The organism is Methylophilus sp. 42 (assembly GCF_000384155.1).
Lineage (GTDB): Bacteria > Pseudomonadota > Gammaproteobacteria > Burkholderiales > Methylophilaceae > Methylophilus.
Map to the genome: position 1 here is coordinate 1,561,898 of NZ_KB913031.1, position 24,858 is coordinate 1,586,755.

Consider the following 24,858-nt stretch of genomic DNA (forward strand, 5'->3'; position numbering starts at 1 on the left):
ATTGTTTATTTCTTGATTGAAAAACAGGGAAATCAGGCAAGATAGGACCACTATGAAAACATTGCCCATAGAAGAGTTAAGAGAATTACTGGCCGCGGTCTCGCGTCACGGTGACTGGCATCTGCTCGAAATCGAAACCGATTTGCAGCAAACCGCCTTTTTACTGAATGAAGCGATTGAAAAGCTGAGTGCCAGTTTTATGACAGTATATGCCCAGTTAATGGAGCAGCAGGCAGCGGTGCAGTTGCTGGTTGAGGCCGGTAAGTTACAGCCTGAAGAAATGCAGCAATTACAGGTGTTTCAGGACAATATTGGCCAGGAAGTGAACAAAGTAGTGACTGGCATGCAGTTTCAGGACATGACCAACCAGTTGTTGCAGCGCACCATCAACCGCGTGCATGGCTTAAAAGATTTGTTACATGAGCTGTCCAGTCATCAGTTTCCGATGGCTGCGGATGACGAGCATGAAGAAATCAGGCGCTTCATCATGCAGCTTAACCAGAATTTTGATCAGGGTAGCCAGCATCTGACCGGCAATTTACGCAAGTCGGTCAATCAGCAAGACTTGGCTTCCGGTGACATAGACTTATTTTAATACAGCGGCGTTTAACGAAATTAGTGAAAAAGGCGAATCAAACATGGCGAAAACAATTTTAACAGTAGACGACTCCGGATCATTGCGTCAGATGGTGGCTTTTAGTCTGAAAGCTGCTGGCTATGATGTCGTGCAGGCTGTAGATGGTCAAGACGGCCTCAATAAAGCCAAAGAGAAAACGGTGGATCTGGTACTGACTGATCAAAACATGCCAGTGATGGATGGCCTGACACTGATTACCAATTTGCGTACGCTTGCCTCTTATCAAAGAGTGCCCATTCTGATGTTGACGACAGAGTCTTCTGACGAAATGAAAGCAAAAGGTAAAGCTGCAGGTGCCAATGGCTGGTTGGTGAAGCCTTTTGATCCAAAGCGCCTGATTGAAGTTGTCCAAAAAGTAATCGGTGCCTAAGCGCCGCTGGTAAAGGAACTGGAGTAAACAATGACAGTGGATATGAGCCAGTTTTACGAGGTGTTCTTTGACGAAGCCGAGGAGTTGTTGGCTGAAGCAGAGCACCTGTTGCTTGGTATCGATGTGGAATCGCCAGATGTTGAGCAATTAAACGCTATTTTCAGGGCGGCACACTCTATTAAAGGCGGTGCTGCGACCTTTGGTTTTATGGACATGACAGAAATTACGCATGTGCTGGAAAACCTGCTCGATAAAATTCGCAAAAACGAGATGGCGTTGACCACCGAACACGTCGATGCGTTTTTGGCTGCGAAGGATGTGATCAAGATGCAAGTCGATGGTCATCGTCATGGTTCAGATGTGAATGCTGAGCAAGTGAGCGATGTGGCCATGATGCTGAAATCACTTTCAGAAGGTAAAGCCGCCGTCGCGGCTGAGCCTGTGGTGGCCGCTGCCAGTGCTGAGGCTGCACCTGCTGCAACGCCAGCCGCTACGGCTGCCGCCGAAACGGCGAAAACTGCATTGACGATTACTGCTGAAGAAAAAGCCAAGGGTATGACCCTGTATGACGTTGGTTTGCCAACCGTCACTGAAAAAGACCTGGCTAACCTGAAAGATGAGCTGGCTTTGTTGGGTGACGTCGAGGTTTATCAACGCAGCGAGAATGTACATGCTGTGCTGATTAAAACGGACTCCAGTGCCGATGACATTGTGTCTATCTGTTCGTTTATTGTTGACGCCGATGCCCTGGTGATCCAGGTAGCGGGCGATGCTGCCAGTGAACCAGCCGCTACGCCAGCCGAAGCTGCAACAGCGGCTGCGCCAGTTGAGGCAGCCCCTGCGGCAGAGGCTGGTTATGGTTTCTTTGATAATGATCCGATTATCAAAACTGAAACAAAAGCTGACGATGGCAGGGTGCAAGTCGCTGAAGAAATGGGCTATGGCCTGTTCGCCAGCAATGGCGAAGAGCAGCAGGAAGAGGGCTACGGTTTCTTTGCACCGTTTAAACCACATCCGGATGCGCCTAAAGCACAAATGATCGGTGATGATAATGCAGCCGCTGCAATGGCAAAAGCCAAGGCAGAGGCTGCTGCAACCGCTGTTGCCACGCCTGCCGAGGCCGCACCGAAAGAAGAGCGTCGTCAACAGGGGCGTCGTGAGACTGATAAACCTGCTGCCGCACAAAGCGCAGAAAGCACTTCGATTCGTGTTGGCATCGAGAAGGTTGACCAGTTGATTAACCTGGTTGGCGAGCTGGTCATTACACAAGCCATGATTGAGCAGCGTGTGAATGCCCTCGACCCAGTGGATAACGAAGCCTTAATTAATAGCGTTGGTCAGTTGACCCGTAACACCCGCGACCTGCAAGAGTCTGTGATGTCGATTCGTATGATGCCGATGGACTTTGTGTTCTCGCGCTTCCCACGTATGGTACGTGACCTGGCTGGCAAGTTGGGCAAAAAAGTGGAATTTGTCACCAGTGGTGCCACCACTGAGCTTGATAAGAGTTTGATTGAGCGTATTGTCGATCCATTGACCCATTTGGTACGTAATAGTGTGGACCACGGCATTGAAAAGCCTGAAGTCCGCCGTGAAATGGGCAAGCCTGAAAGCGGTACTTTAACCTTGTCTGCTGCGCATAAAGGCGGCAGCATCGTGATTGAAGTGACTGATGATGGCGGTGGCTTGAACCGTGACAGAATTCTGGCCAAAGCGGCCTCAAATGGTTTGCCAGTGAATGAAAGCATGACCGATAACGAAGTGTTTAGCCTGATCTTTGCACCAGGCTTCTCTACGGCTGAAGTGGTCACTGATGTGTCTGGCCGTGGTGTGGGCATGGACGTGGTGAAACGGAATATTACCTCCATGGGCGGTCATATCGAGATTCGCTCTGCATTAGGCTATGGCACAACGATTTCTATTTCACTGCCACTCACCCTGGCGATTTTGGACGGCATGTCTGTGTCGTTGGGCAAGAGCGTTTATGTGGTGCCATTGAACCTGATTGTAGAAACACTGCAACCACGTGCCGAAGACCTGAAAACAGTGACCGGCGAAGGATTGATGGTGCATGTGCGTGGCGAATATTTACCGATAATCGCCTTGCATGCCTTGTTTAACCATCCGACCCAGATCACCACCCCGACTGACGGTGTGCTATTGATCCTGGAAGCTGATGGTAAGAAATCCGCTTTGTTTGTCGACCGTTTGGTCGGCCAGCAGCAAGTGGTAATCAAGAGCCTGGAAACTAACTTCAAGCGCATTCCTGGTGTCTCTGGCGCCACCATTATGGGCGACGGGTCGGTGGCATTGATTCTGGATGTGCCAGCCATTATCCAAATGGGGCAAACCACAAACTACGTGACTGGTGGCATGGCGTTTTCCAACCAGAATTATTTAACTTCACAAAATACCATCAATGCATAAGGAGCATATGCAATGAGTACAAGCACAGAAATGAGCAATTCCTTAAGCGGCAACGCAGGCAATGGCTTGAAAACAGCGGCGGGTGAATACCTGACCTTTGTCTTGGGCAGCGAGCAATACGGCATCGAGATTCTTAAGGTGCAGGAAATTCGCGGCTATGACGCGGTGACCCAAATTGCCAACATGCCATCCTTTATTAAAGGGGTGATTAACCTGCGTGGCAAGATCGTGCCTATCGTCGATTTGCGCATCAAGTTCAACCTGGGCAAGGTCGAATATAACGAATTCACCGTGGTGATTATTCTCAACCTCAACGGACGTATTGTCGGCATTGTGGTCGATGGCGTGTCTGATGTGCGTGAACTGCGTGAAGAGCACCTGCGTGAAGTGCCATCATTGGTGACCCGCATTGACACCAAATATATCGTCGGCCTGGCGACCATTGAGCAAGAAATGCTGATCCTGGTGGACATCGATAAACTGATGACCAGCGATGAGATGCAATTGATGGAAGCGGCTGTACATTAACTAACATTATAAAAACGTGCACAACAGCAAAAACATAAGCGCGGTTACTCTAAACAGAGATATTTTCCAAGGATAAAATTATGTTTTCTACCATCGTGAATAAGCTGGCGGCAGGGACTCGGGATTATCGTAATACTTTGGATCAGGTGGCTGAATTCAGCGCGCTGAAGTCTGAAATCAATAAAGCAAGAGCGATTGTTGAGCTGAATGCCAAGGGGGATATCAGCCAGGTCAATGACAATTTGTGCCAATCGCTAGGCTACAGCGCAAAAGAGCTGGTCGGCCAGCATCACCGTGCTTTACTGACGCGTGAAGACGCTGGCAAGCCAGACTACGAACAGTTCTGGAATGCTTTGCAGGGCGGTAAGTCTCAAGGTGGTAGCTTCAAACTGAATAACAAAGAGGGCCATGAGGTTTGGTTCCAGGGCTATTACGCGCCTGTGATGCAAGGCTCACAACTACGTAAAGTGGTGGCTTATCTGACCGATGTGACTGCGGATAAAAAGCGCAGCCTGGCGCTGCAAGAAGAAGAAAACGCCCTGAATCAGTCTTTTGGGGTGATGGAGTGTGACCTGAAAGGCAATATTCTTGAATGCAACGAGGTCTTCCTGAAGCCGCTGGGTTATCAACACAGTGAAGTGATTGGTAAGCATGTTTCGATACTGTTGAAAGCAAATACAGCCCAAAGTGCTGAATATAAGCAACTTTGGGAGAAGTTGAATAGAGGCGAAAATGCCAAGCTGGAAATCTGTCGCGTCGCCAAAAATGGCAACGAATACTGGTTTAGCACCAGCTATGTGCCGATTGTCGGGTTAGATGGCACTGTCCTCAAAGTCAAAGTCTACTCTTATTGCATTACCCAGGAAAAACAGCGTCAACTGGACTTTGAAGGCCAGATCTTTGCTGTGAATCACTCACAAGGGGTGATTCAGTTCGACATGAGTGGCAATATTTTAACCGCCAATGATAACGTGCTGAGCCTGACAGGCTATCAACTGGATGAAATTGTTGGCAAGCACCACAGTATGTTTGTCAGCGAGCGCTATAAAGCCAGCCAGGAATACAAAGATTTCTGGGCCAAGCTCAATCGTGGCGAGGCCGATGTGGGGGTGTATCACCGCTATGGCAAACAAGGCCAGGACATTTATTTACAGGCGTCTTACAACCCGATTATCGGGCTGGATGGCAAGCCGGTAAAAGTGGTTAAATATGCCACCGATATTACCAAAGCGGTATTGGCTGACCAGGCGCAGAAGGTAAAAACCCGTGAAGCGACCATGATCAAAAATGCTTTGGAGGCTTCATCGAATAGTTTGATGATGGCTGACAAAGACGGCGTTATTACCTATATGAACCCGGCTGCGCTGGAGTTGATGCGCGAATCCAGCAAAACATTCAAACAGTTATTTCCGCACTTCGATGCAGAGAAACTGATTGGTCAAAGCTATGATGTATTCCATAAAAATCCGGCGCATCAGCGTAACCTGCTAGGTGGACTGACTGGCAAGCATCAAACCGAAATTGGTGTCGGCGATATGTTCTTCCGCCTGACAGCGAACCCGATTTTCGATAATGATGGCGAACGTCTGGGCACTGTGATTGAGTGGGTAGACCAAACGCAAGACAAGCGTGTGGAAAACCAGATCAAAGAGGCCCTGAAATTAGCCGTTGACGGTGACGTGACCTATCGACTGGACAGCTCGATTGCCAAAGGCGCTGCAGTTGAGACCATGAACTCCATCAACCAGTTGCTGGATATCATGAACGATATTCTGGTGAACGTGCGAGAAGCAGGCGAAACCATTAATACAGCCGCACATGAAATCTCCAGCGGCAACAACGATTTGTCCAGCCGTACCGAGCAACAGGCGTCTAACCTGGAAGAAACTGCCTCCAGCATGGAGCAACTGGCTTCTACCGTGAAACAAAACGCCGAAAACGCACGCCAGGCCAATCAAATGGCTGAAGCCGCGTCACAAGTGGCGATTCGTGGTGGTGAAGTCGTTGGTAACGTGGTGACCACCATGAGTGCAATCAATGAAAGCGCCCGTAAGATTGAAGATATTATTTCTGTCATTGATGGCATTGCTTTCCAAACCAATATTCTGGCACTAAACGCGGCGGTAGAAGCTGCGCGTGCAGGTGAGCAGGGTAGAGGCTTTGCGGTGGTGGCAGGTGAAGTGCGCAATCTGGCACAACGTTCAGCTAGTGCCGCGAAAGAAATTAAAGAGCTGATCACTGATTCTGTGAATAAAACCGCTGACGGGACTAAACTGGTGGAAACTGCTGGTGAAACCATGCATGAAGTGGTGACCTCGGTGCAGCGTGTGACCGATATCATGAGCGAAATTACAGCGGCCTCTGCTGAACAGAGCTCAGGCATTAACCAGGTCAATGATGCCGTTAACCATATGGATGAAGTGACCCAGCAAAACGCCGCCCTGGTGGAAGAAGCTGCGGCCGCTGCTGAGTCATTGGTTGAGCAGGCTTCTAACCTGATGGATACCGTGAACAGATTCAAAGTGCGTGGCGGTGCAACACAAGCCACCCGCTCTGCAGCGCCACGTGTTGCAGTTGCCAGCCGTCCCGCTGTGTCCGCGCCAGTGAGCAAGCCTAAACCGGCTGCACATACGAATAGTTATCAACCAGGCAAATCGACTAAAACCGGTACGGATGATACTGAGTGGGAAGAGTTTTAACGCAATGATTTAACAATGAGTCTGCTTGTTTCTGTGAGAGGAAAAGCCCATGACAAATGTCTTTCTGAAAGTGGTGAGTGCCCTGGTTGAAGGTTTTTTGTTGTGGGCATCGGCGGTGATTGGTTATCCCTTATAAATAATCATACTGTATGAAATAAATTTTAAAAACCGACGAAAGTCGGTTTTTTTATGCCTGTTTCATTCGTAACTGTATAGAGGCTATCTCTAGAAAAACAACGCTAGTTTTCGAAAAGATCGCTGGTGATGGATTGAAACATAAACCCCTGTTTTTTTCCTCAATTGAAAATGCTGCTGTCCTTTTATCATGATAAAACCATCTATCAGCTGTGGTTGATTGCAACGAGGCAGTCACCATTGATAAACGATGTGTTGACTCCAGTCTGGGCTGGACAGTCAGTACATGGTGCCAAACGGCGAGAACAATATGCAGACGTTTCATGATTGAGATGTATACAACGACGTATGCATGACGCCCGTGACACACGGTAATAATCCCTCACGCCTGAACGCTTATATTTTACGTTTTCTCGATGTTTAATCGATTGATGGTTGTTCGATTGAATTTATTAACACAGAGGATGCGTCATGCTTAACAAGCTCTCTATCACCAAAAAACTTACGTTGATGGCATGTATTATCTTGCTGCCCTTAACTTATCTCGCCTCGGTCAATATTCTTAAAAATAAAGCAGATATCAGGACAACCGATGCTGAAGTTCAAGGCATCGCCTTAATCAGCCCGTTAATGGTCATGATTGAGGATGTGCAGAAACATCGTGGGATGATGGCCAACTACCTTTCAGGTAAGCGCGAACTGCAACCGAAAATTGCCGAGTTGGAGTCCAAGCTGGACAAGGACATTGAAACGATTCGTTTCATGCATGAGACTTCTCAGGTAGTGAGCCATGACGATCCTTACTGGATTGAGTTTTCAGATAAGTGGCAAACCGCGATCACGAATTATAAAACCCTGACATTGGCCAGCCTGGCCGCCAGTCGTGAAGAAAGTTTTGTCAAACATACGGCAATTATTAACTTTCTGATTGAAGCCACGGTAATTAAGGCAGATATCAGTGGGTTGACGCTGGATCCGCTTGAAGAGTCCTATTACATGATGGATACAGCGGTGTTAAAAGTTCCGCCGTTGATTGAAGTCATGGCGCAAGTGCGTGGCCTCGGCGCTGGTGTGCTCGCTAAACAGGCGCTTTCAGAAAATGAGCGTTTGAAGCTGGAAGGGCTGGTCAATGCCATGGAGCAGACGGATGGCCGTTTTATGCACAATATGCATGTGCTGTCGCGCTACGACCAGAAGAATACGCAAGAAATACAGCCTTTGCTCGATGCCACACAGCATCTCAAGCAATTACTGCTTACTGCGATTTTAAAGAATGAATCTCTGTCTTATGATTCGCAGCAATATTTCAATCAGGCGAGTGCGCAAATTGAAATCGCCTATAAAAGCTATTACGCGTTGATGGATCAACTGCAGCACACACTGCAAAAAAGAATCACTCAACAAGAATATCAGTTGTATACCACACTGGCGATGACTGCGTTGGGCCTGTGCCTGGTGTTGTGGATTGTGTATGCCGTTTCCAGGGATATTATTGCTAAATCCAGGCTGGCCAAACAAATGATGGAAGACCTGGTACAGGGGAATATTCAGGCGGTGCAGCAAGAGATCGTTCCGCATGACGAACTGGACGAGGTTATTATTTCAGCCGGTAAACTAAATCATACGATACATACACTGGTCAATGAATCCAAACAGTTGGCCAGTTCAGCCAGTGCCGGCAATTTGAGTGCGCGCGGTGAAAGCAGCAAGTTTGATGGCGAATACAGAGTATTGGTGGATAGTATTAACCAGACTCTGGATGGCGTCATTATCCCCTTGAATGTGGCTGCACAATACGTGGATGACATCTCCAAAGGCAGAATACCAGCCAAAATCACGGATGCCTATAAAGGTGATTTCAATACGATTAAAAATAACCTGAACCAGTGTATTGATGCGGTGCAGGCCTTGGTTGCTGATGCCAGTATGCTGTCTCAGGCTGCGGTGGCTGGGCGCTTATCCGCTCGGGCCGATGCCAGCAAGCATCAGGGCGACTTCCGCAAGATCGTGCAGGGGGTCAACGATACCCTGGATGCGGTGATTGGACCATTGAACGTGGCTGCAAAGTATGTGGAAGATATTTCGCATGGCCACATTCCGGCCAAAATAAGTGATCATTACAATGGTGATTTCAATACCATTAAAAATAACCTCAACCAGTGTATCGATGCGGTCAATGCACTGGTGACCGATGCCAACATGCTGTCAAAAGCAGCTGTCGATGGCCAGTTGTCTACGCGTGCTGATACCAGCAAGCATCAGGGTGACTTCCGCAAGATTGTCGAAGGGGTGAACAATACACTGGATTCGGTGATTGGCCCATTGAGTGTCGCGGCGAACTATGTTGATCGTATCTCCAAAGGCGATATTCCCGCGCGTATCAATGAACATTACCGAGGTGACTTCAATGAGTTAAAGAATAACCTCAATACCTGTGTTGATGCCGTGAACAGGCTGGTTGCTGATGCCGATCTGCTGGCCAGTTCGGCCAAGCAAGGCCGCATTACGGTGCGAGCTGATGTTGATAAACACAACGGTGATTTCCGCAAGATTATCGAAGGTGTGAACAACACCCTGGATATGATCGTAGAACCGATTATTGCGGTATCAGAAGCGGTTGAAACAATTACCACCGCAGCGAATGAAATCTCCAGTGGTAACTCTGACTTGTCAGCGCGTACCGAGCAACAGGCATCCAGCCTGGAGCAAACGGCGGCGAGCATGGAAGAGTTAGCCTCTACCGTGAAACAAAATGCTGAGAACGCCAAACAGGCGAACCAGCTGGCACTGACTGCTTCAGGTGTTGCTGTCAAAGGCGGTGAAGTAGTGAACGAAGTGGTCGCCACCATGAGTGCGATCAACGAAAGTGCTAAAAAGATCGAGGACATCATCTCGGTGATTGACGGTATCGCGTTCCAGACCAACATCCTGGCGTTGAACGCAGCGGTAGAAGCAGCAAGAGCGGGTGAGCAGGGTAGAGGCTTTGCGGTAGTAGCGGGTGAAGTACGTAACCTTGCCCAACGCTCAGCGAGTGCAGCGAAAGAGATTAAAGAGCTGATCACAGACTCTGTGAATAAAACCACAGAAGGGACCAAGCTGGTAGAGAATGCAGGTAACACCATGGATGAAGTAGTATCTTCAGTACAACGTGTGGCCGACATCATCAGCGAGATCTCCGCGGCATCTACCGAGCAAACGACAGGTATTGATCAAGTGAACCAGGCTGTGACCAGCATGGATGAAACCACGCAGCAGAATGCGGCCTTGGTGGAGGAAGCAGCTGCGGCAGCTGAATCCCTGGTGGATCAGGCCAACCAATTGGCCGATGCGATTAGCCAGTTTAAACTCGAAGGCCGTGTCGGCGGTGGTTTTGGCCACAGCAGTCAATCGGGCGGGTTTAAAGCCAGCACCCATACCCATGCGGCACCACCGCCAGTGTCCAGTAGCTTCGGCGGCGGATCGTCCGGGCGACCCGTGGCGGCCCCCAAACCGCATGCGACGCCAGCGCCTAAGATCTCTGCCAAAACCGGTACCGATGATAGTGATTGGGAAGAGTTTTAACTAGCTTCAACATAAAAAACCGGCTGCTTATTCAGCCGGTTTTTTATGGTGTAAGCATGAATAAGACAGTAATTCCCTGTTTTATTTCCACATATCATTTGAACCGTTTTTGCCATAATCAGAGCGTGAAAAAGTAATTTTTAAATCTATATTTATCCAGCTGTATTTATCTAGGAATCCATGATGACAATTGCAAAACGCATGTATCTTTTGATTGCCACTTGCGCGTTAGCGATGGTGGTTCTTATCGGGGTCACTTTAAATGAAATTGTTAAAGTGTATGACACGACCAATCAGGCCAACGTCAATACCATCCCCAGTATTCTTGAACTGTCCAAAGCGCAGAATTACTATCAAAGATTGCGCCTGAATGTGTTGCGCCACGTGAGCGTGACCACGCCTGCCGAGAAAGACAAACTGGCCGCGCAAATTCAGGACCGTAAAAAGATTGTCGAGGAATCCCTGACGCATTACCAGGACCTGGTGTCTAGCGACCAAGACCAGGCATTGCTCTCCGCTGAAAAAGAGATGCTGAACCGCTACTTTGTACAAATGACAGCGGTATTGCGTTTGTCAGAAGTGAGTGCCCCTGAAGCACCAGAGGCCTTAAAACAGGCTGATAAATTGGCGATTGAAGTCGCCGATAAACTAGACGAGCATATGGTTTACAACCAGAAAACCAGCTTGGAGCTGGCTGCGCATGCAGCCAGCATCAAGCAGAGTGCTGTGTGGCAATCCTCAGCGATCGCTTTATTATGTTTGGCTGCGATTGTGGCATTTGGCATGCTGATTACTAAACGCCTGCGTGCACAACTTGGCGTAGAGCCGGGTGAGTTAAGTCAGATTGCCCACAATCTGGTCGAAGGGAACTTGAACCAGAAAATCAAGCTGGCAGAAAACGATAAGTCCAGTGTTGCCTATTCTATTGTTGGTCTGCAACGCACACTGGACGGCCTGGTGCAATCCTTGAATTACGTCAGTCAACAGCATGATGAAGGTGATATTGATTGCAATGTTGATCAAACACGCTTTAAAGGTGGTTATTCTGAAATGGCCGCAGGCATCAATAAAATGGTGGCTGGCCACATTGCGATGAACCGTAGTGCCATTGAAGTGGTAAAAGCGTTTGGTGAAGGTAATCTGGACGTACCACTACAGAAATTCCCAGGCAAAAAAGCGTTTGTGAATGAAGCGATTGAGCAAGTGCGTAGCAACATCAAGCGTCTGGTGAGTGATACTGACGCACTGGCACATGCAGCCGTTCAAGGTCACTTGTCTACACGTGCGGATGCTGGCCAGCATCAGGGTGATTTCCGTAAGATTGTGCAAGGTGTGAATGACACACTGGACGCCGTTATTAATCCTTTAAGTGTTGCCGCTAAATATGTGGCAGATATTTCACAGGGGCGTATTCCAGCCAAGATTACAGATGAATACAAAGGCGAATTTAATACGATTAAAGACAATTTGAATCATTGTATTGATGCGGTCAATGCACTGGTGACCGATGCCAACATGCTGTCAAAAGCAGCTGTGGATGGCCAGCTGTCTACGCGTGCTGATGCCGCCAAACACAATGGCGATTTCCGCAAAATTGTTGAAGGCGTGAATAACACCCTGGACTCTGTGATTGGTCCTCTGAATGTGGCGGCAAATTATGTTGACCGTATCTCTAAAGGCGATATTCCAGAGCGCATTAGCCAGCACTACAGTGGTGATTTCAATGAAATTAAAAACAACCTCAACACTTGTATCGACGCCGTCAATATGTTGGTTGCTGACGCTGATCAACTGACTGAGGCTGCCAAAGAAGGCCGCATTACGGTGCGAGCTGATGTTGATAAACACAACGGTGATTTCCGCAAGATTATCGAAGGTGTGAACAACACCCTGGATATGATCGTAGAACCGATTATTGCGGTATCAGAAGCGGTTGAAACAATTACCACCGCAGCGAATGAAATCTCCAGTGGTAACTCTGACTTGTCAGCGCGTACCGAGCAACAGGCATCCAGCCTGGAGCAAACGGCGGCGAGCATGGAAGAGTTAGCCTCTACCGTGAAACAAAATGCTGAGAACGCCAAACAGGCGAACCAGCTGGCACTGACTGCTTCAGGTGTTGCTGTCAAAGGCGGTGAAGTAGTGAACGAAGTGGTCGCCACCATGAGTGCGATCAACGAAAGTGCTAAAAAGATCGAGGACATCATCTCGGTGATTGACGGTATCGCGTTCCAGACCAACATCCTGGCACTGAACGCAGCGGTAGAAGCAGCAAGAGCGGGTGAGCAGGGCCGTGGCTTTGCGGTAGTAGCGGGTGAAGTACGTAACCTTGCCCAACGCTCAGCGAGTGCAGCGAAAGAGATTAAAGAGCTGATCACAGACTCTGTGAATAAAACCACAGAAGGGACCAAGCTGGTAGAGAATGCAGGTAACACCATGGATGAAGTAGTATCTTCAGTACAACGTGTGGCCGACATCATCAGCGAGATCTCTGCAGCATCTACCGAGCAAACGACAGGTATTGATCAAGTGAACCAGGCTGTGACCAGCATGGATGAAACCACGCAGCAGAATGCGGCCTTGGTAGAAGAGGCCGCAGCTGCAGCTGAATCCCTGGTCGATCAGGCCAACCAGCTCACGGCAGCCATTAGCCAGTTTAAACTGGAAGGACGTGGTGCAAGTAGCCATTCAAGAGGTGCAGCCCAGCATTATCATGCACCAGCAAAATCAGTCACAAGTTTTCCCGGTGCCCATGGAGGAGCCGTCGCAAAAAAGTTCTCTTTGGATGACGCCAATAAGGCGCATGCACAATGGAAAACACGGCTGATAGACTATATGAATGGGCGACAAAAAGAGCCTATTAACCATGCCGATGCGGCCAGTGATCATAAATGCGACCTGGGTAAATGGATATATGGCGAAGGCAAGCAACACAGCCACCGCAAGGAATATCGGGATTTGAAAGACGCGCACGCGCACTTTCACCAGAGTGTCGGTGACATTGTAGCGTCGGTCGCAGCGAAAAATATGGATAAGGCCAAGTTCTTGTTAGGCGGTGATTTCTCCAGGCGGTCGAAAGACACACATACTGCAATTGAAAGCTTGTCCAGAGTCCTCTCCGGAGGTGGCGGTAACGCCCCGCCAGCGGCCAGGCATACCATGGCCAGTACCTTTAAGAAAACGGGTACCGATGATGGTGATTGGGAAGAGTTTTAGCGTGGATTGAATGAAAAAAAGCCGACTGTAAATCAGTCGGCTTTTTTATTGTAACTAAACTGTTAAAACGCCTGTTTGTCGCTAAAGAAACGGCTGGAAGCGTCGTAAAAGTAACTAAGTGGTAAACAATAACCACTGTTATTCCCTGTTAAATTGTATGGAGACTTTATGAAAAAAACTTTGAACACAGCCCTGACTATCGTTGCGTTATCCGCTTTTTCGGCGCCGATTTTTGCCGCTGAAGTATGTACCGTTTCGATGATGGGTCGCGTTTGTTATGAAGAGGGCAGTGCTGAACTGACTTCTTCACATATGAAAGGCGACGCAGTTGCAGAGGCCGGTGCTGCCAAGAAAAAAGTAGAAGTTGCAGACGCTTCAAAAGCGAAGAAATAATCGACTTTTTTCAGTCAGCGAATCCCCCTGAACGTAGGGGGATTTTTTATGATTTTTCATACTGGATACTCGGCAGAACAGGTGAAAACTTGAGCGAAAACAGAGAGATGAAAAGCTTCTTTATTAATGTTTAGTTTGCCAGATTGATAACCGAAAATATAAGAAAGCCGAAAAGGTTATAAAGTTTAAAAATGGATTTAGGAGTCTAAATTATGAGTGTTGCTAAGAGAATGTACATTCTGATTGCCGTCGCAGCTTTGGGGTTGTTCCTGCTGGCGGGAGTGAGTTATTTCCAAACAGACAAGGTGTTTAAATACACTAATTACGCCAATGAAGTGGCTGCACCGAGTATCGAAATACTAGACGATACATTGGGCGAGTTTGAAAAATTGAATAGCCTGATTTGGCAGCACATGCTGAATACAGACAATGCCAGAATGCAGGTCATCGAAAAAGAAGTGGCTGAAACTCATGGCAAACTGATGGCAGCATTAAAGCGCTATGACAATTTTGTCAGCGATGAGCAGGACAAACAGTTTCTGAAAAAAGACTATGACGCGATCAAAGCGTACGATGTATTAGGTAGCAATACTTTGACCTTGTCTCTTTCTAACAAGAAAACTGAGGCGAGAGATGCTTTGCTGGCAAATCAGGCTGTGATCGAAGGCGTACAAAAGGCCATTCGCGAACATAGACTGTTTAATAATACACAAGCCAAAGACAGCGCCAAGCAAGCGGCAGCCGTCAAACAAAGTGCAATCTTTATGTTGATTGCCATTGCTGTCGCTGCCTTAGCCGTAGTGGTTTCCATTGGGATTTACATCAAGCGTAATATGTTCAAGCAATTGGGCATGGAACCCTCTGAGTTAACCGTGATTGCCCGCAACTTTGTTGAAGGTAATTTGAACCAGAAAATCACCCTGCCTGAAGATGACAAGTCCAGCGTGGCTTATTCTATCCGTGTGCTGCAACGCACACTGGATGGCCTGGTGCAATCCTTGAATTACGTGAGCCAGCAGCATGATGAAGGCGATATTGATTGCAATGTTGATCAAACACGCTTTAAAGGTGGTTATTCTGAAATGGCCGCAGGCATCAATAAAATGGTGGCTGGCCACATTGCGATGAACCGTAGTGCCATTGAAGTGGTAAAAGCATTTGGTGAGGGTAATCTGGATGTGCCGCTGGAGCAGTTCCCAGGCAAGAAAGCCTTTGTGAATGAGGCGATTGAGCAGGTACGTAGCAATATCAAGCGCCTGGTGAGCGATGCCGACGAACTGGCACATGCCGCGGTTGAAGGTAATTTGTCTGCCCGCGCTGATGCGAGCAAGCATCAAGGTGATTTCCGTGCGATTGTCGAAGGCATGAACAGCACATTAGATGCGGTGGTGAAACCGTTGAATGTGACTTCAAGTTACCTGGACAACATTGCCAAAGGCGTGATTCCAGCGCGTATTCAAGAGCAATATCAGGGTGATTACAGCCTGATCATTAACAACCTCAATACGTGTATTGGTGCAGTGAACGCCTTGGTGGCCGATGCCAATAAACTGGCACAAGCCGCGCAAGACGGTCAGCTGTCTACCCGCGCTGATACCCATCAGCATAATGGTGACTTCCGTAAAGTGATTGAAGGCCTGAATAGCACACTGGATGCAGTGGTCAAACCACTGACAGTGACTTCAGAGTACCTGGACAATATCGCTAAAGGCCATATTCCAGCGACAATTTCTGAACATTATCCAGGCGATTACAGCCAGATCATTACCAACTTGAACACCAGCATTGAAGCGGTGAACGCGTTGGTGGCCGACACCAGCATGCTGGCAGAAGCGTCTAAAGAAGGCCGCATTACGGTGCGAGCTGATGTTGATAAACACAACGGTGATTTCCGCAAGATTATCGAAGGTGTGAACAACACCCTGGATATGATCGTAGAACCGATTATTGCGGTATCAGAAGCGGTTGAAACAATTACCACCGCAGCGAATGAAATCTCCAGTGGTAACTCTGACTTGTCAGCGCGTACCGAGCAACAGGCATCCAGCCTGGAGCAAACGGCGGCGAGCATGGAAGAGTTAGCCTCTACCGTGAAACAAAATGCTGAGAACGCCAAACAGGCGAACCAGCTGGCACTGACTGCTTCAGGTGTTGCTGTCAAAGGCGGTGAAGTAGTGAACGAAGTGGTCGCCACCATGAGTGCGATCAACGAAAGTGCTAAAAAGATCGAGGACATCATCTCGGTGATTGACGGTATCGCGTTCCAGACCAACATCCTGGCGTTGAACGCAGCGGTAGAAGCAGCAAGAGCGGGTGAGCAGGGTAGAGGCTTTGCGGTAGTAGCGGGTGAAGTACGTAACCTTGCCCAACGCTCAGCGAGTGCAGCGAAAGAGATTAAAGAGCTGATCACAGACTCTGTGAATAAAACCACAGAAGGGACCAAGCTGGTAGAGAATGCAGGTAACACCATGGATGAAGTAGTATCTTCAGTACAACGTGTGGCCGACATCATCAGCGAGATCTCCGCGGCATCTACCGAGCAAACGACAGGTATTGATCAAGTGAACCAGGCTGTGACCAGCATGGATGAAACCACGCAGCAGAATGCGGCCTTGGTGGAGGAAGCAGCTGCGGCAGCTGAATCCCTGGTGGATCAGGCCAACCAATTGGCCGATGCGATTAGCCAGTTTAAACTCGAAGGCCGTGTCGGCGGTGGTTTTGGCCACAGCAGTCAATCGGGCGGGTTTAAAGCCAGCACCCATACCCATGCGGCACCACCGCCAGTGTCCAGTAGCTTCGGCGGCGGATCGTCCGGGCGACCCGTGGCGGCCCCCAAACCGCATGCGACGCCAGCGCCTAAGATCTCTGCCAAAACCGGTACCGATGATAGTGATTGGGAAGAGTTTTAACTAGCTTCAACATAAAAAACCGGCTGCTTATTCAGCCGGTTTTTTTACACCTGCTTCCAGGCATCCTGCTTCCAGCCCTTGTAACACGCCACTCTGGCCATTACGCACATTTGAATTTCTTTAGGGTTGCAATTACAGCAAAAGAGCCGAGATTCCCCTTTTTACAGGCAATTCAATTCGGGCTTGAATGTTGAATAATCACCAACATAGGCCAAGAAACAAAACAAACAGGCCAGTAACCGGGATTTGGAATCAATTAAGGAGTGGCAAGCATGTCCTCACCATCGTTAAATGGATTGACGTTGAGTACATTGGCGGGAAAATTTTCTCACATGAAACTAAAGTCACAGCTGGGCTTGATGCTGGCTGTCCTTGGTTCAGGCATTGTCACGACCAGTTACCTGGATAATTTAGGCGATCGCGAATTAGCGATTCATGGCGCGCATTATCAGCAAATCATTAATCATAAAGACTTGATCGCCGATGTATTGCCCCCGCCTGAATATCTGATTGAGTCCTGGCTCACCGTGCTTGAAATGGTGTCTTTAAACAATCAGCCTTTGCAAGCGCTGGTGGATAAAGGCAACACACTGAAAAAATCCTTTGAAGAGCGCCACACTTATTGGCAAACCCAACTGCCGGAATCCACTTTGAAAAGCAGTGTGATTGGCCCTTTATTTGAGAGTGGCAATCAATTTTTCAACGTGCGCGATAACGAAGTGATTCCTGCTATCCGCAGTGGTGACAAAAAGCAAATTGATCAGGCACTGGAAAGATTGCAGGCTGCGTATCAAAAGCATAGACTGGCAGTTGACGATGTAGTCAAACAGGCAAGTGATGGTGCGTTACGTATAGAGCAACAAACGCCGGTATTGATTAACCACAATGAGTGGGTTAATTATGGCCTGAATATCGGCCTGATTCTGTTCACTGTGGCGGTGGGTTCGTTATTGATAGGGTCTATCAGACGCAATGTGGGTGGTGAAACCTACGAAGCGTTAGAGGCGGCCAAAGGCATTGCCAATGGCGACTTTAGTAGCAGTTCAGAGTTGCACGCGAACAGCGATGATAATGTGATTCACGCTTTAAACCAGGCAAAAGCGACCTTGCGCACATTGGATCAGCAAATGACTTATGTCGTGGCTGAGCATGCCAAAGGCAACATCAAGGCAGTGATTGATGTTGACAAGTTTAGCGGTGAATATTGCAATATGGCGCAGGATATTAATCGCATGCTGACTATGCATGCCGATATTCTGCACAAAACCAGCCAGTCCATGCACTTGCTGGGGCAAGGTAATTTTGGCGCCCAGCTGGAGTTGCTACCAGGCGATTTAAATGCCTTGAATGTCAGCTTTGACAGCTTGAAGAATAACGTTAAAACACTGATTTCAGATATGGCGCAGGTTTCTGCGGCCCATGCCCAGGGTGAGATTGATGCCTTGCTGGATATCAGCCAGTTTGATGGCGACTTTAAAGCAGTGGCAGAAGGCGTGAACCACATGGTGACGGCCTATGTCCGCGATACAGAGAAGTTTATTGCGGTGATGGACAATATTGGCCGTGGCGACCTGACAGTACAACTGGAAGCCATGCCTGGCCAGAAAGCCGCCATGAACAAGAGCGTAGACCGCATCCGCGGCAACCTGAAAGGCATTGTCGACTCTGTTAACTGGGTCAATGCCGAGCATGAAAAAGGCAATATTGACATGACCTTGCGTGCAGATATGTTTAAAGGCCAGTTCTCAGTGCTCGCAGCCAGCATCAACCAGATTGTGGCCGGACACATTGAATTGAACCAAAAAGCCATGGCCTGTGTGCAGGCGTTTGGCGATGGCGACTTTGACGCGCCATTAGAGCGCTTTCCTGGCCAAAAAGCCCAAATTAATCAAACCATTGAACAAGTACGCAGTAATTTGAAAGCATTGAATGCCGATGCGCAAATGCTGGCAGAAGCTGCCCGTGAAGGCCGTGTGACTGTGCGCGCCAATGCCGCGAAACACCCTGGCGATTATCGCAAAATTGTTGAGGGCATGAACCAGACACTGGATATGATCGTTGAGCCGGTGCTGACCGTGAAAGCGGCTGCCGAGTCTATCAATATTGCTGCCAAAGAAATTGCACAAGGCAATGCCGATCTCAGCCGTCGTACTGAAGACCAGGCCGCTAACCTGGAGAAAACAGCTTCCAGCATGGATGAGCTGGCTTCAACCGTGAAACAGAATGCTGATAACGCTAAACAGGCCAATCATCTGGCTGCACAAGCCTCAGAAGTGGCGGTGAAGGGTGGCGAAGTGGTCAATGCGGTGGTAAGCACCATGAGTGATATCAACGAAAGCGCACGCAAGATTGAAGACATTATTTCTGTCATCGACAGCATTGCTTTCCAGACCAATATCCTGGCGCTGAATGCGGCCGTGGAAGCAGCGCGTGCCGGTGAGCAAGGACGTGGCTTTGCGGTGGTAGCCAACGAGGTGGGTAATTTGGCCCAGCTTTCATCAGTCGCCGCACGTGAAATTAAAGAGTTGATTAACGATTCCGTTAACAAAACGGCAGAGGGTAGTCGCCAGGTAGAAGAAGCTGGCAACACCATGCATGAAATTGTGGATTCTGTGAAACGCGTCAGCGTCATTATCGGTGAGATCGCTTCGGCGTCTAACGAGCAAAGTGCAGGCATTGCCCTGGTAAACGATGCCGTGATCCGTATGGATGATGTGACCCAGCAGAATACTGCGTTGGTAGAACAAGCTGCCGCAGCGGCTGAATCGCTCATGGATCATTCGAATGAGCTGGCAACGGCTGTCGGTGTATTTATTGTGGATGGACACGCAAAAGTGTCCGGCCATCAAGTTGGAAATGCGGGCTGGGGCGAATCATATCGCCAGGTCAGCAACGGTTAGGGCGGTTGCTATCGTCCTTTAATAAGTAGTACTTTTTATCAGGAGTTAAAAAAATGGCTGTGATTGATCGAGTGTTAATTGGTGAAGGTTTGGTTATCGAGGATCGCCCAGAGGGTGGCCTGGATTTGAAAAATGTGGCGCACATTGACTTAATTATGGGCCCACGCGGTAGCGCTGCAGAAGACGCATTTTGTCGTACGCTCACCGACCAAAAACAAGGGGTAAATGGTTTATTGGCGATTGCAGCGCCAAACATGATGGTAAAACCAAACACAGTGATGTTTAACAAAGTGACCATCAAAGATGGCCGTCAGGCAACACAAATGTTTGGCCCGGCGCAACGTGGCGTAGCGATGGCAGTGATGGATTGCGTTGCTGATGGCACGATTCCACTGGAAGAAGCAGATGACGTGTTTATTTGCGTTGGCGTATTCATTGACAGCAAAGCTGACATGGATGACCGTATCCAGGACTGGAACTATCGCGCAACCAAAATCGCGATTAAAGCCGCCGTTGCCCGTGAGCCTAAAGCCGCTGATGTGGTGAAACAATACAAAGAAGCCTTGCATCCATTTGCAGCGCAAACACCAGAAGCACAAAACCGTCGTGCTGATGACCAGTCTGCTGCATTGGCGATCTCTCAAATGCAAGAGCGCAGCAAATATGCACGCACTAGCGCTGAAGCAAAAGCCAAAGAAGAAAAGCAGGTTGAATTGGCTATTGCACAAATGAAAGATCGTATCGATACAACAAAGGCTTAATTTCCGGCCAATGTTAACCCAACGGATTTGCATAGGATAACGAAGTGAGTGCATTGAAAAAACAAGAACAGGAAGAGCGCGAGTTTTTGTTTACGCGCGATGATTTCGTCAGAATTAAAAGCCTGATTTATCGCCATGCAGGCATTTCATTATCCGATGCAAAGACCGATATGGTGTACAGCCGTATTGGTCGGCGTTTGCGTGCATTGGATATGCTCAGCTTCAAACAGTATCTCGACACGTTGGAAAAACATAACAATGCAGATGAGTGGCAGGCATTTACCAATGCACTGACCACGAATCTGACCTCATTTTTTCGGGAAGAGCATCACTTTCCGATATTAGCAGAACATTTGACCAAGCTTGCCGCACGCAAGCTGGCAAAACCGATCCGCATCTGGTGTTCAGCCGCATCGACCGGGGAGGAACCCTATTCGATCGCCATCACTGCATGCGAAGCGTTCAATACACTCAAGCCACCGGTTGAAATTATTGCCACTGACATTGACACCAATGTGCTGGCAACTGCCGCGGCTGGGGTTTACCCTCTGGATCGCATCAAGAAAATGGATGATGCCAGAGTACGCAAGTTTTTTGAAAGAGGCACCGGCAAGCACGATGGCCTGGTGCGTATGAAGAAGGGCCTGCGTGAGTTGATTCATTTCCATCAGCTCAATTTGCTGGATACGCAATGGCCATTTAACGATGGTTTTGACATCATCTTTTGTCGCAATGTCATGATTTATTTTGACAAGCCGACACAAGGCAAAATTATTGATAAGTTTGTCACCCTCATGCATGAAGACAGCTTGTTGCTGGCCGGACATTCGGAAAACTTTTTATATGTTTCCGATCACCTGCAACTGTTAGGAAAAACCGTCTATAAATTAAAAACCAGTGGCGCGGCACGTTCCAGCCTGTTTACGCATCGGAAATCGACATGAGTGTCATGCAAGAAGAAATTTCAAACACCCTGTATTTTGACAGGACGTTTAACACCAACGCCGCCAAAATATCACCAGGGGAGTATTACTACACCGATAAAGACATGCTGATCGTCACCGTGCTTGGCTCGTGTGTGTCTGCCTGTATCCGTGACAGCCGGACCGGCATTGGCGGTATGAACCACTTCATGTTGCCGGAAGGCGGCAGTGCGGATAAAGACAGCCCGGTATCAGAATCTATGCGTTATGGCACTTATGCCATGGAGGTGTTGATTAACCAGCTATTGCGTAATGGCGCCAAGCGTGAAAATCTCGAAGCCAAAATTTTTGGCGGCGGCAATGTCTTGCGCAGCTTTACCACCAATAACGTCGGTGACCGCAATGCGGCCTTCGTGAAAAAATATCTCAAGGAAGAGGGCATTAAAGTGACCGGCGAAGACTTGCTGGATATTTATCCACGCAAGGTCTATTTTTTTCCAAAAACCGGCAAGGTATTGGTTAAAAAGCTGAAACAACTGAACAACTACACATTGGTCAAACGCGAACAAGCTTACTCAAGCAAGTTGCAGACAAACGATGTGGGTGGGGATATCGATTTGTTTTAATAATAATTAAAAAAGAGGACATGCCATGAAAACAAAAGTACTCGTCATTGATGACTCTGCGTTAATACGCAGTCTGCTGAGCGAAATTATCAATGACACCAAGGATCTGGAAGTGGTGGGCACTGCCCCGGATCCGCTGGTTGCGCGAGAAATGATCAAGCAACTGAATCCGGACGTGCTGACGCTGGATGTGGAAATGCCACGTATGGACGGCCTGGATTTTCTGGAAAAGCTCATGCGTTTGCGCCCGATGCCAGTGTTGATGGTCTCTACGCTGACTGAAAAGGGCTCAGAGATCACATTGCGTGCGTTGGAACTGGGTGCAACAGATTTTGTGACCAAGCCTAAAATGGGGATTTCGCAAGGCATGCAACAGTATGCTGATGAAATTACAGACAAAATCCGTACGGCCTCCAGAGCGAAGGTCAGTACCTTGCAAAGCATTGCCAAAGCCTCTAATACACAGGTGCAGCAAAATGCGATCCGTAACCCACTCATCAGTAGTGAAAAATTATTGATTATTGGCGCATCTACCGGCGGTACAGAGGCGATTAAGTCAGTGTTGATGCAAATGCCATCTGATTGTCCGGGTATTTTGATTACCCAGCATATGCCGGCAGGGTTTACTAAGTCTTTTGCCGAGCGCTTAAATACCTTGTGCAAAATTGCGGTTAAAGAGGCGGTAGATGGTGAACGTGTGCTGCCCGGCCATGCCTATATTGCACCAGGTGATAAGCATCTGTTATTGGGCAGAAGCGGCGCGAACTATGTGACCAAGCTGTCAGACAGTGAGCCCGTCAATAGACATAAGCCTTCGGTCGATGTATTGTTTGATTCTGCAGCGACCAATGCGGGTAAGAACGCAGTGGGGATTATCCTGACCGGCATGGGCAAGGATGGGGCGGCAGGGATGCTGCGCATGAAAAATGCTGGCGCCTATAATTTCTCGCAAAATGAAGAAAGCTGTGTAGTGTATGGCATGCCGCGCGAGGCAGTCGCGCACGGTGGCGTCCATGAGGTGGGTCATTTGAAAGACCTACCACGAATGGTGCTACATTATTTAGCTACTAATAGTGAACGTGCCCTGCGTGTTTAACGTAGTGGTGAACAAACAGACAATTCCCGGTTTTATCGACAATAGCATTGTGCGTCACATATCAGATAATCAATGCTACGGGATAGGTAACTAATGATAGTGGAGTAACAAATGGGCAACCCTAATACAAAATTTCTGGTAGTGGACGACTTTTCCACCATGCGTAGAATCGTACGTAACCTGCTCAAGGAGTTGGGTTATAACAATGTGGAAGAGGCCGAAGATGGCGCGGATGCATTGAACAAATTGCGTAATGGTGATTTTGAGTTTGTGGTTTCTGACTGGAATATGCCGAACATGGATGGTTTAACCATGTTGCAGAATATTCGTGCAGACAACAAATTATCCAAGCTGCCGGTATTGATGGTCACGGCCGAAGCGAAGAAAGAAAACATTATTGCGGCGGCACAAGCGAAAGCCAATGGTTATGTGGTGAAACCATTTACGGCCGCTACCCTGGAAGAGAAATTATCCAAAATCTTTGAAAAATTGGAAAAAGGCGAGGTGTAACCATGACCGAAGCTGTCAATCCGAATCAGGACAATCTTGTCGTGGACATTGCTTCCACCATGATGCAAGAGCTGAACGGAAATCAACAAGAAGAAATGATCAGCCGTATTGGCCACATGACACGCTCATTGCATGACAATTTGAGCGGATTGGGCTACGACAAGGTGCTGGAGCAGGTGGCTCAGGAAATTCCTGATGCGCGTGACCGCCTGAGTTATGTCGCAAAAATGACAGAGCAGGCCGCAGAGCGTGTGTTGAATGCCACAGACCAGGCGACACCGCTGCAGTCTGAATTGGCAGACCGTGCGACGGCGTTAAAACAGCGCTGGGAAGAGGTAATGCAACGCGCATCGCTGAAATCAGAATATGATGCCGTGGTGCAAGAAACATTCGCTTATTTATCACTGGCTAACGAGCATACCACCACGACTAAATCGTTGTTGATGGATATTATGATGGCGCAGGACTTCCAGGATCTGACCGGCCAGGTGATTAAAAAGGTCACTACCCTGGCACAAGACCTGGAAAGACAATTGGTGCAAGTGCTGGTGGACTTTGCACCGCCAGTCAAAAAAGATGATGATTCATTGCTGAATGGCCCGCAAATCGATCCGCATAATACCGTCGACGTCGTGGCTAACCAGGAGCAGGTGGATGACCTATTGGACAGCCTTGGCTTTTAAGTGCTACAGACGATGGACTACAAAAAAGGCATCTCACGATGCCTTTTTTATTTATTGAAATCCAATGCGCTGCTCTGGCTGAAGTGCGGCTAATTCGTCATCGGAATACAAGCGGCCGCGCGTAATAAAAGCCATACCGCTACCACAATCGAGCGAAAAAGAACCACTGGAACCCGGCATGGCATCCAGAATGGTATGCGTGCTGTGCATGAAGCTGAAATGGCTATCGCTCATGTAAAAAATAGCGCCGCCTGGTAACTCACCCAGCTTGACGTCTGCCGGACTAGGCCGGAACTCTGCGGCTGGTAGGCACATAGGCCCGCTACCTTCACAGCAGCCACCAGACTGAAAAAACACGATAGGGCCATGTTGTGCGGTGAGTTGCTCAATCAGCGCCACTGCGGACGGTGTTGCAGAAACACGCTCTGTCATTACTCTTCCCCCTTTAATGTTTACATGATGTGATTATAGATAAAAAAAGGAG

General features: G+C 48.4%; 17 protein-coding genes. 16 read left to right on the plus strand and 1 reads right to left on the minus strand.

Going from position 1 to position 24,858, the window contains the following annotated elements; translation table 11 throughout:
• Positions 1-52 precede the first annotated feature (52 nt).
• The 16 genes from MET42_RS0107680 to cheZ all read left to right on the plus strand — a co-directional run bounded on the left by MET42_RS0107680 (position 53) and on the right by cheZ (position 24,374).
• Positions 53-595 carry a hypothetical protein gene (locus tag MET42_RS0107680; RefSeq protein ID WP_019882299.1) on the plus strand — a complete coding sequence of 181 codons (543 nt, stop codon included), beginning with the start codon at positions 53-55 and terminating at the stop codon, positions 593-595.
• Between the two features lie 43 nt (positions 596-638).
• The gene (locus MET42_RS0107685) at positions 639-1,007 is read left to right on the plus strand and encodes a response regulator (protein ID WP_019882300.1); all 369 of its coding nucleotides are present in this window, start codon (positions 639-641) and stop codon (positions 1,005-1,007) included.
• Positions 1,008-1,037: 30 nt separating this feature from the next.
• On the plus strand, positions 1,038-3,434 hold the full coding sequence (locus tag MET42_RS0107690; RefSeq protein WP_019882301.1) for a chemotaxis protein CheW: 2,397 nt from the start codon (positions 1,038-1,040) through the stop codon (positions 3,432-3,434).
• Positions 3,435-3,446: 12 nt separating this feature from the next.
• The gene (locus MET42_RS0107695; RefSeq protein ID WP_019882302.1) at positions 3,447-3,962 is read left to right on the plus strand and encodes a chemotaxis protein CheW; all 516 of its coding nucleotides are present in this window, start codon (positions 3,447-3,449) and stop codon (positions 3,960-3,962) included.
• An 80-nt stretch (positions 3,963-4,042) separates the two neighbouring features.
• Complete coding sequence (locus MET42_RS0107700) at positions 4,043-6,661, plus strand: methyl-accepting chemotaxis protein (RefSeq protein WP_019882303.1); 2,619 nt, start codon at positions 4,043-4,045, stop codon at positions 6,659-6,661.
• 606 nt (positions 6,662-7,267) lie between these two features.
• Positions 7,268-10,357, plus strand: coding sequence for a methyl-accepting chemotaxis protein (locus tag MET42_RS0107715; RefSeq protein ID WP_019882305.1), 3,090 nt, complete (start codon positions 7,268-7,270; stop codon positions 10,355-10,357).
• 183 nt (positions 10,358-10,540) lie between these two features.
• Positions 10,541-13,573: a methyl-accepting chemotaxis protein gene (locus MET42_RS0107720; RefSeq protein WP_019882306.1), complete on the plus strand. Its 3,033-nt coding sequence runs from the start codon at positions 10,541-10,543 to the stop codon at positions 13,571-13,573.
• Positions 13,574-13,741: 168 nt separating this feature from the next.
• Positions 13,742-13,966: a hypothetical protein gene (locus MET42_RS0107725; RefSeq protein WP_019882307.1), complete on the plus strand. Its 225-nt coding sequence runs from the start codon at positions 13,742-13,744 to the stop codon at positions 13,964-13,966.
• 212 nt (positions 13,967-14,178) lie between these two features.
• Positions 14,179-16,875 (plus strand): methyl-accepting chemotaxis protein, encoded by a 2,697-nt coding sequence (locus tag MET42_RS0107730; RefSeq protein WP_029512369.1) that lies wholly within the window; start codon positions 14,179-14,181, stop codon positions 16,873-16,875.
• Positions 16,876-17,207: 332 nt separating this feature from the next.
• Entirely contained in the window at positions 17,208-19,775 is a 2,568-nt protein-coding gene (locus MET42_RS0107735) for a methyl-accepting chemotaxis protein (RefSeq protein ID WP_019882311.1), read from the plus strand.
• Between the two features lie 53 nt (positions 19,776-19,828).
• Complete coding sequence (gene fae / locus MET42_RS0107740; RefSeq protein ID WP_019882312.1) at positions 19,829-20,536, plus strand: formaldehyde-activating enzyme; 708 nt, start codon at positions 19,829-19,831, stop codon at positions 20,534-20,536.
• 44 nt (positions 20,537-20,580) lie between these two features.
• Complete coding sequence (locus MET42_RS0107745; protein ID WP_019882313.1) at positions 20,581-21,480, plus strand: CheR family methyltransferase; 900 nt, start codon at positions 20,581-20,583, stop codon at positions 21,478-21,480.
• Positions 21,477-22,085: a chemoreceptor glutamine deamidase CheD gene (gene cheD, locus MET42_RS0107750; RefSeq protein WP_019882314.1), complete on the plus strand. Its 609-nt coding sequence runs from the start codon at positions 21,477-21,479 to the stop codon at positions 22,083-22,085. Before MET42_RS0107745 ends, cheD begins: the two co-directional genes overlap by 4 nt.
• A 25-nt stretch (positions 22,086-22,110) precedes the next feature.
• The gene (locus MET42_RS0107755) at positions 22,111-23,181 is read left to right on the plus strand and encodes a chemotaxis response regulator protein-glutamate methylesterase (RefSeq protein WP_019882315.1); all 1,071 of its coding nucleotides are present in this window, start codon (positions 22,111-22,113) and stop codon (positions 23,179-23,181) included.
• A 111-nt stretch (positions 23,182-23,292) separates the two neighbouring features.
• The gene (cheY, locus tag MET42_RS0107760) at positions 23,293-23,691 is read left to right on the plus strand and encodes a chemotaxis response regulator CheY (protein WP_019882316.1); all 399 of its coding nucleotides are present in this window, start codon (positions 23,293-23,295) and stop codon (positions 23,689-23,691) included.
• Between the two features lie 2 nt (positions 23,692-23,693).
• Positions 23,694-24,374 (plus strand): protein phosphatase CheZ, encoded by a 681-nt coding sequence (gene cheZ / locus MET42_RS0107765; RefSeq protein ID WP_019882317.1) that lies wholly within the window; start codon positions 23,694-23,696, stop codon positions 24,372-24,374.
• A 51-nt stretch (positions 24,375-24,425) separates the two neighbouring features.
• Here cheZ and MET42_RS0107770 read toward each other — a convergent pair whose 3' ends face one another.
• Positions 24,426-24,806: a DUF779 domain-containing protein gene (locus MET42_RS0107770; RefSeq protein ID WP_019882318.1), complete on the minus strand. Its 381-nt coding sequence runs from the start codon at positions 24,804-24,806 to the stop codon at positions 24,426-24,428.
• Positions 24,807-24,858 lie beyond the last annotated feature (52 nt).

Coding starts and splice junctions, on each gene's coding strand:
- MET42_RS0107680 (WP_019882299.1), top strand. CDS start 53: ATGAAAACATTGCCCATAGAAGAGTTAAGAGAATTACTGGCCGCGGTC.
- MET42_RS0107685 (WP_019882300.1), top strand. CDS start 639: ATGGCGAAAACAATTTTAACAGTAGACGACTCCGGATCATTGCGTCAG.
- MET42_RS0107690 (WP_019882301.1), top strand. CDS start 1,038: ATGACAGTGGATATGAGCCAGTTTTACGAGGTGTTCTTTGACGAAGCC.
- MET42_RS0107695 (WP_019882302.1), top strand. CDS start 3,447: ATGAGTACAAGCACAGAAATGAGCAATTCCTTAAGCGGCAACGCAGGC.
- MET42_RS0107700 (WP_019882303.1), top strand. CDS start 4,043: ATGTTTTCTACCATCGTGAATAAGCTGGCGGCAGGGACTCGGGATTAT.
- MET42_RS0107715 (WP_019882305.1), top strand. CDS start 7,268: ATGCTTAACAAGCTCTCTATCACCAAAAAACTTACGTTGATGGCATGT.
- MET42_RS0107720 (WP_019882306.1), top strand. CDS start 10,541: ATGACAATTGCAAAACGCATGTATCTTTTGATTGCCACTTGCGCGTTA.
- MET42_RS0107725 (WP_019882307.1), top strand. CDS start 13,742: ATGAAAAAAACTTTGAACACAGCCCTGACTATCGTTGCGTTATCCGCT.
- MET42_RS0107730 (WP_029512369.1), top strand. CDS start 14,179: ATGAGTGTTGCTAAGAGAATGTACATTCTGATTGCCGTCGCAGCTTTG.
- MET42_RS0107735 (WP_019882311.1), top strand. CDS start 17,208: ATGAAACTAAAGTCACAGCTGGGCTTGATGCTGGCTGTCCTTGGTTCA.
- fae (WP_019882312.1), top strand. CDS start 19,829: ATGGCTGTGATTGATCGAGTGTTAATTGGTGAAGGTTTGGTTATCGAG.
- cheD (WP_019882314.1), top strand. CDS start 21,477: ATGAGTGTCATGCAAGAAGAAATTTCAAACACCCTGTATTTTGACAGG.
- MET42_RS0107755 (WP_019882315.1), top strand. CDS start 22,111: ATGAAAACAAAAGTACTCGTCATTGATGACTCTGCGTTAATACGCAGT.
- cheY (WP_019882316.1), top strand. CDS start 23,293: ATGGGCAACCCTAATACAAAATTTCTGGTAGTGGACGACTTTTCCACC.
- cheZ (WP_019882317.1), top strand. CDS start 23,694: ATGACCGAAGCTGTCAATCCGAATCAGGACAATCTTGTCGTGGACATT.
- MET42_RS0107770 (WP_019882318.1), bottom strand. CDS start 24,806: ATGACAGAGCGTGTTTCTGCAACACCGTCCGCAGTGGCGCTGATTGAG.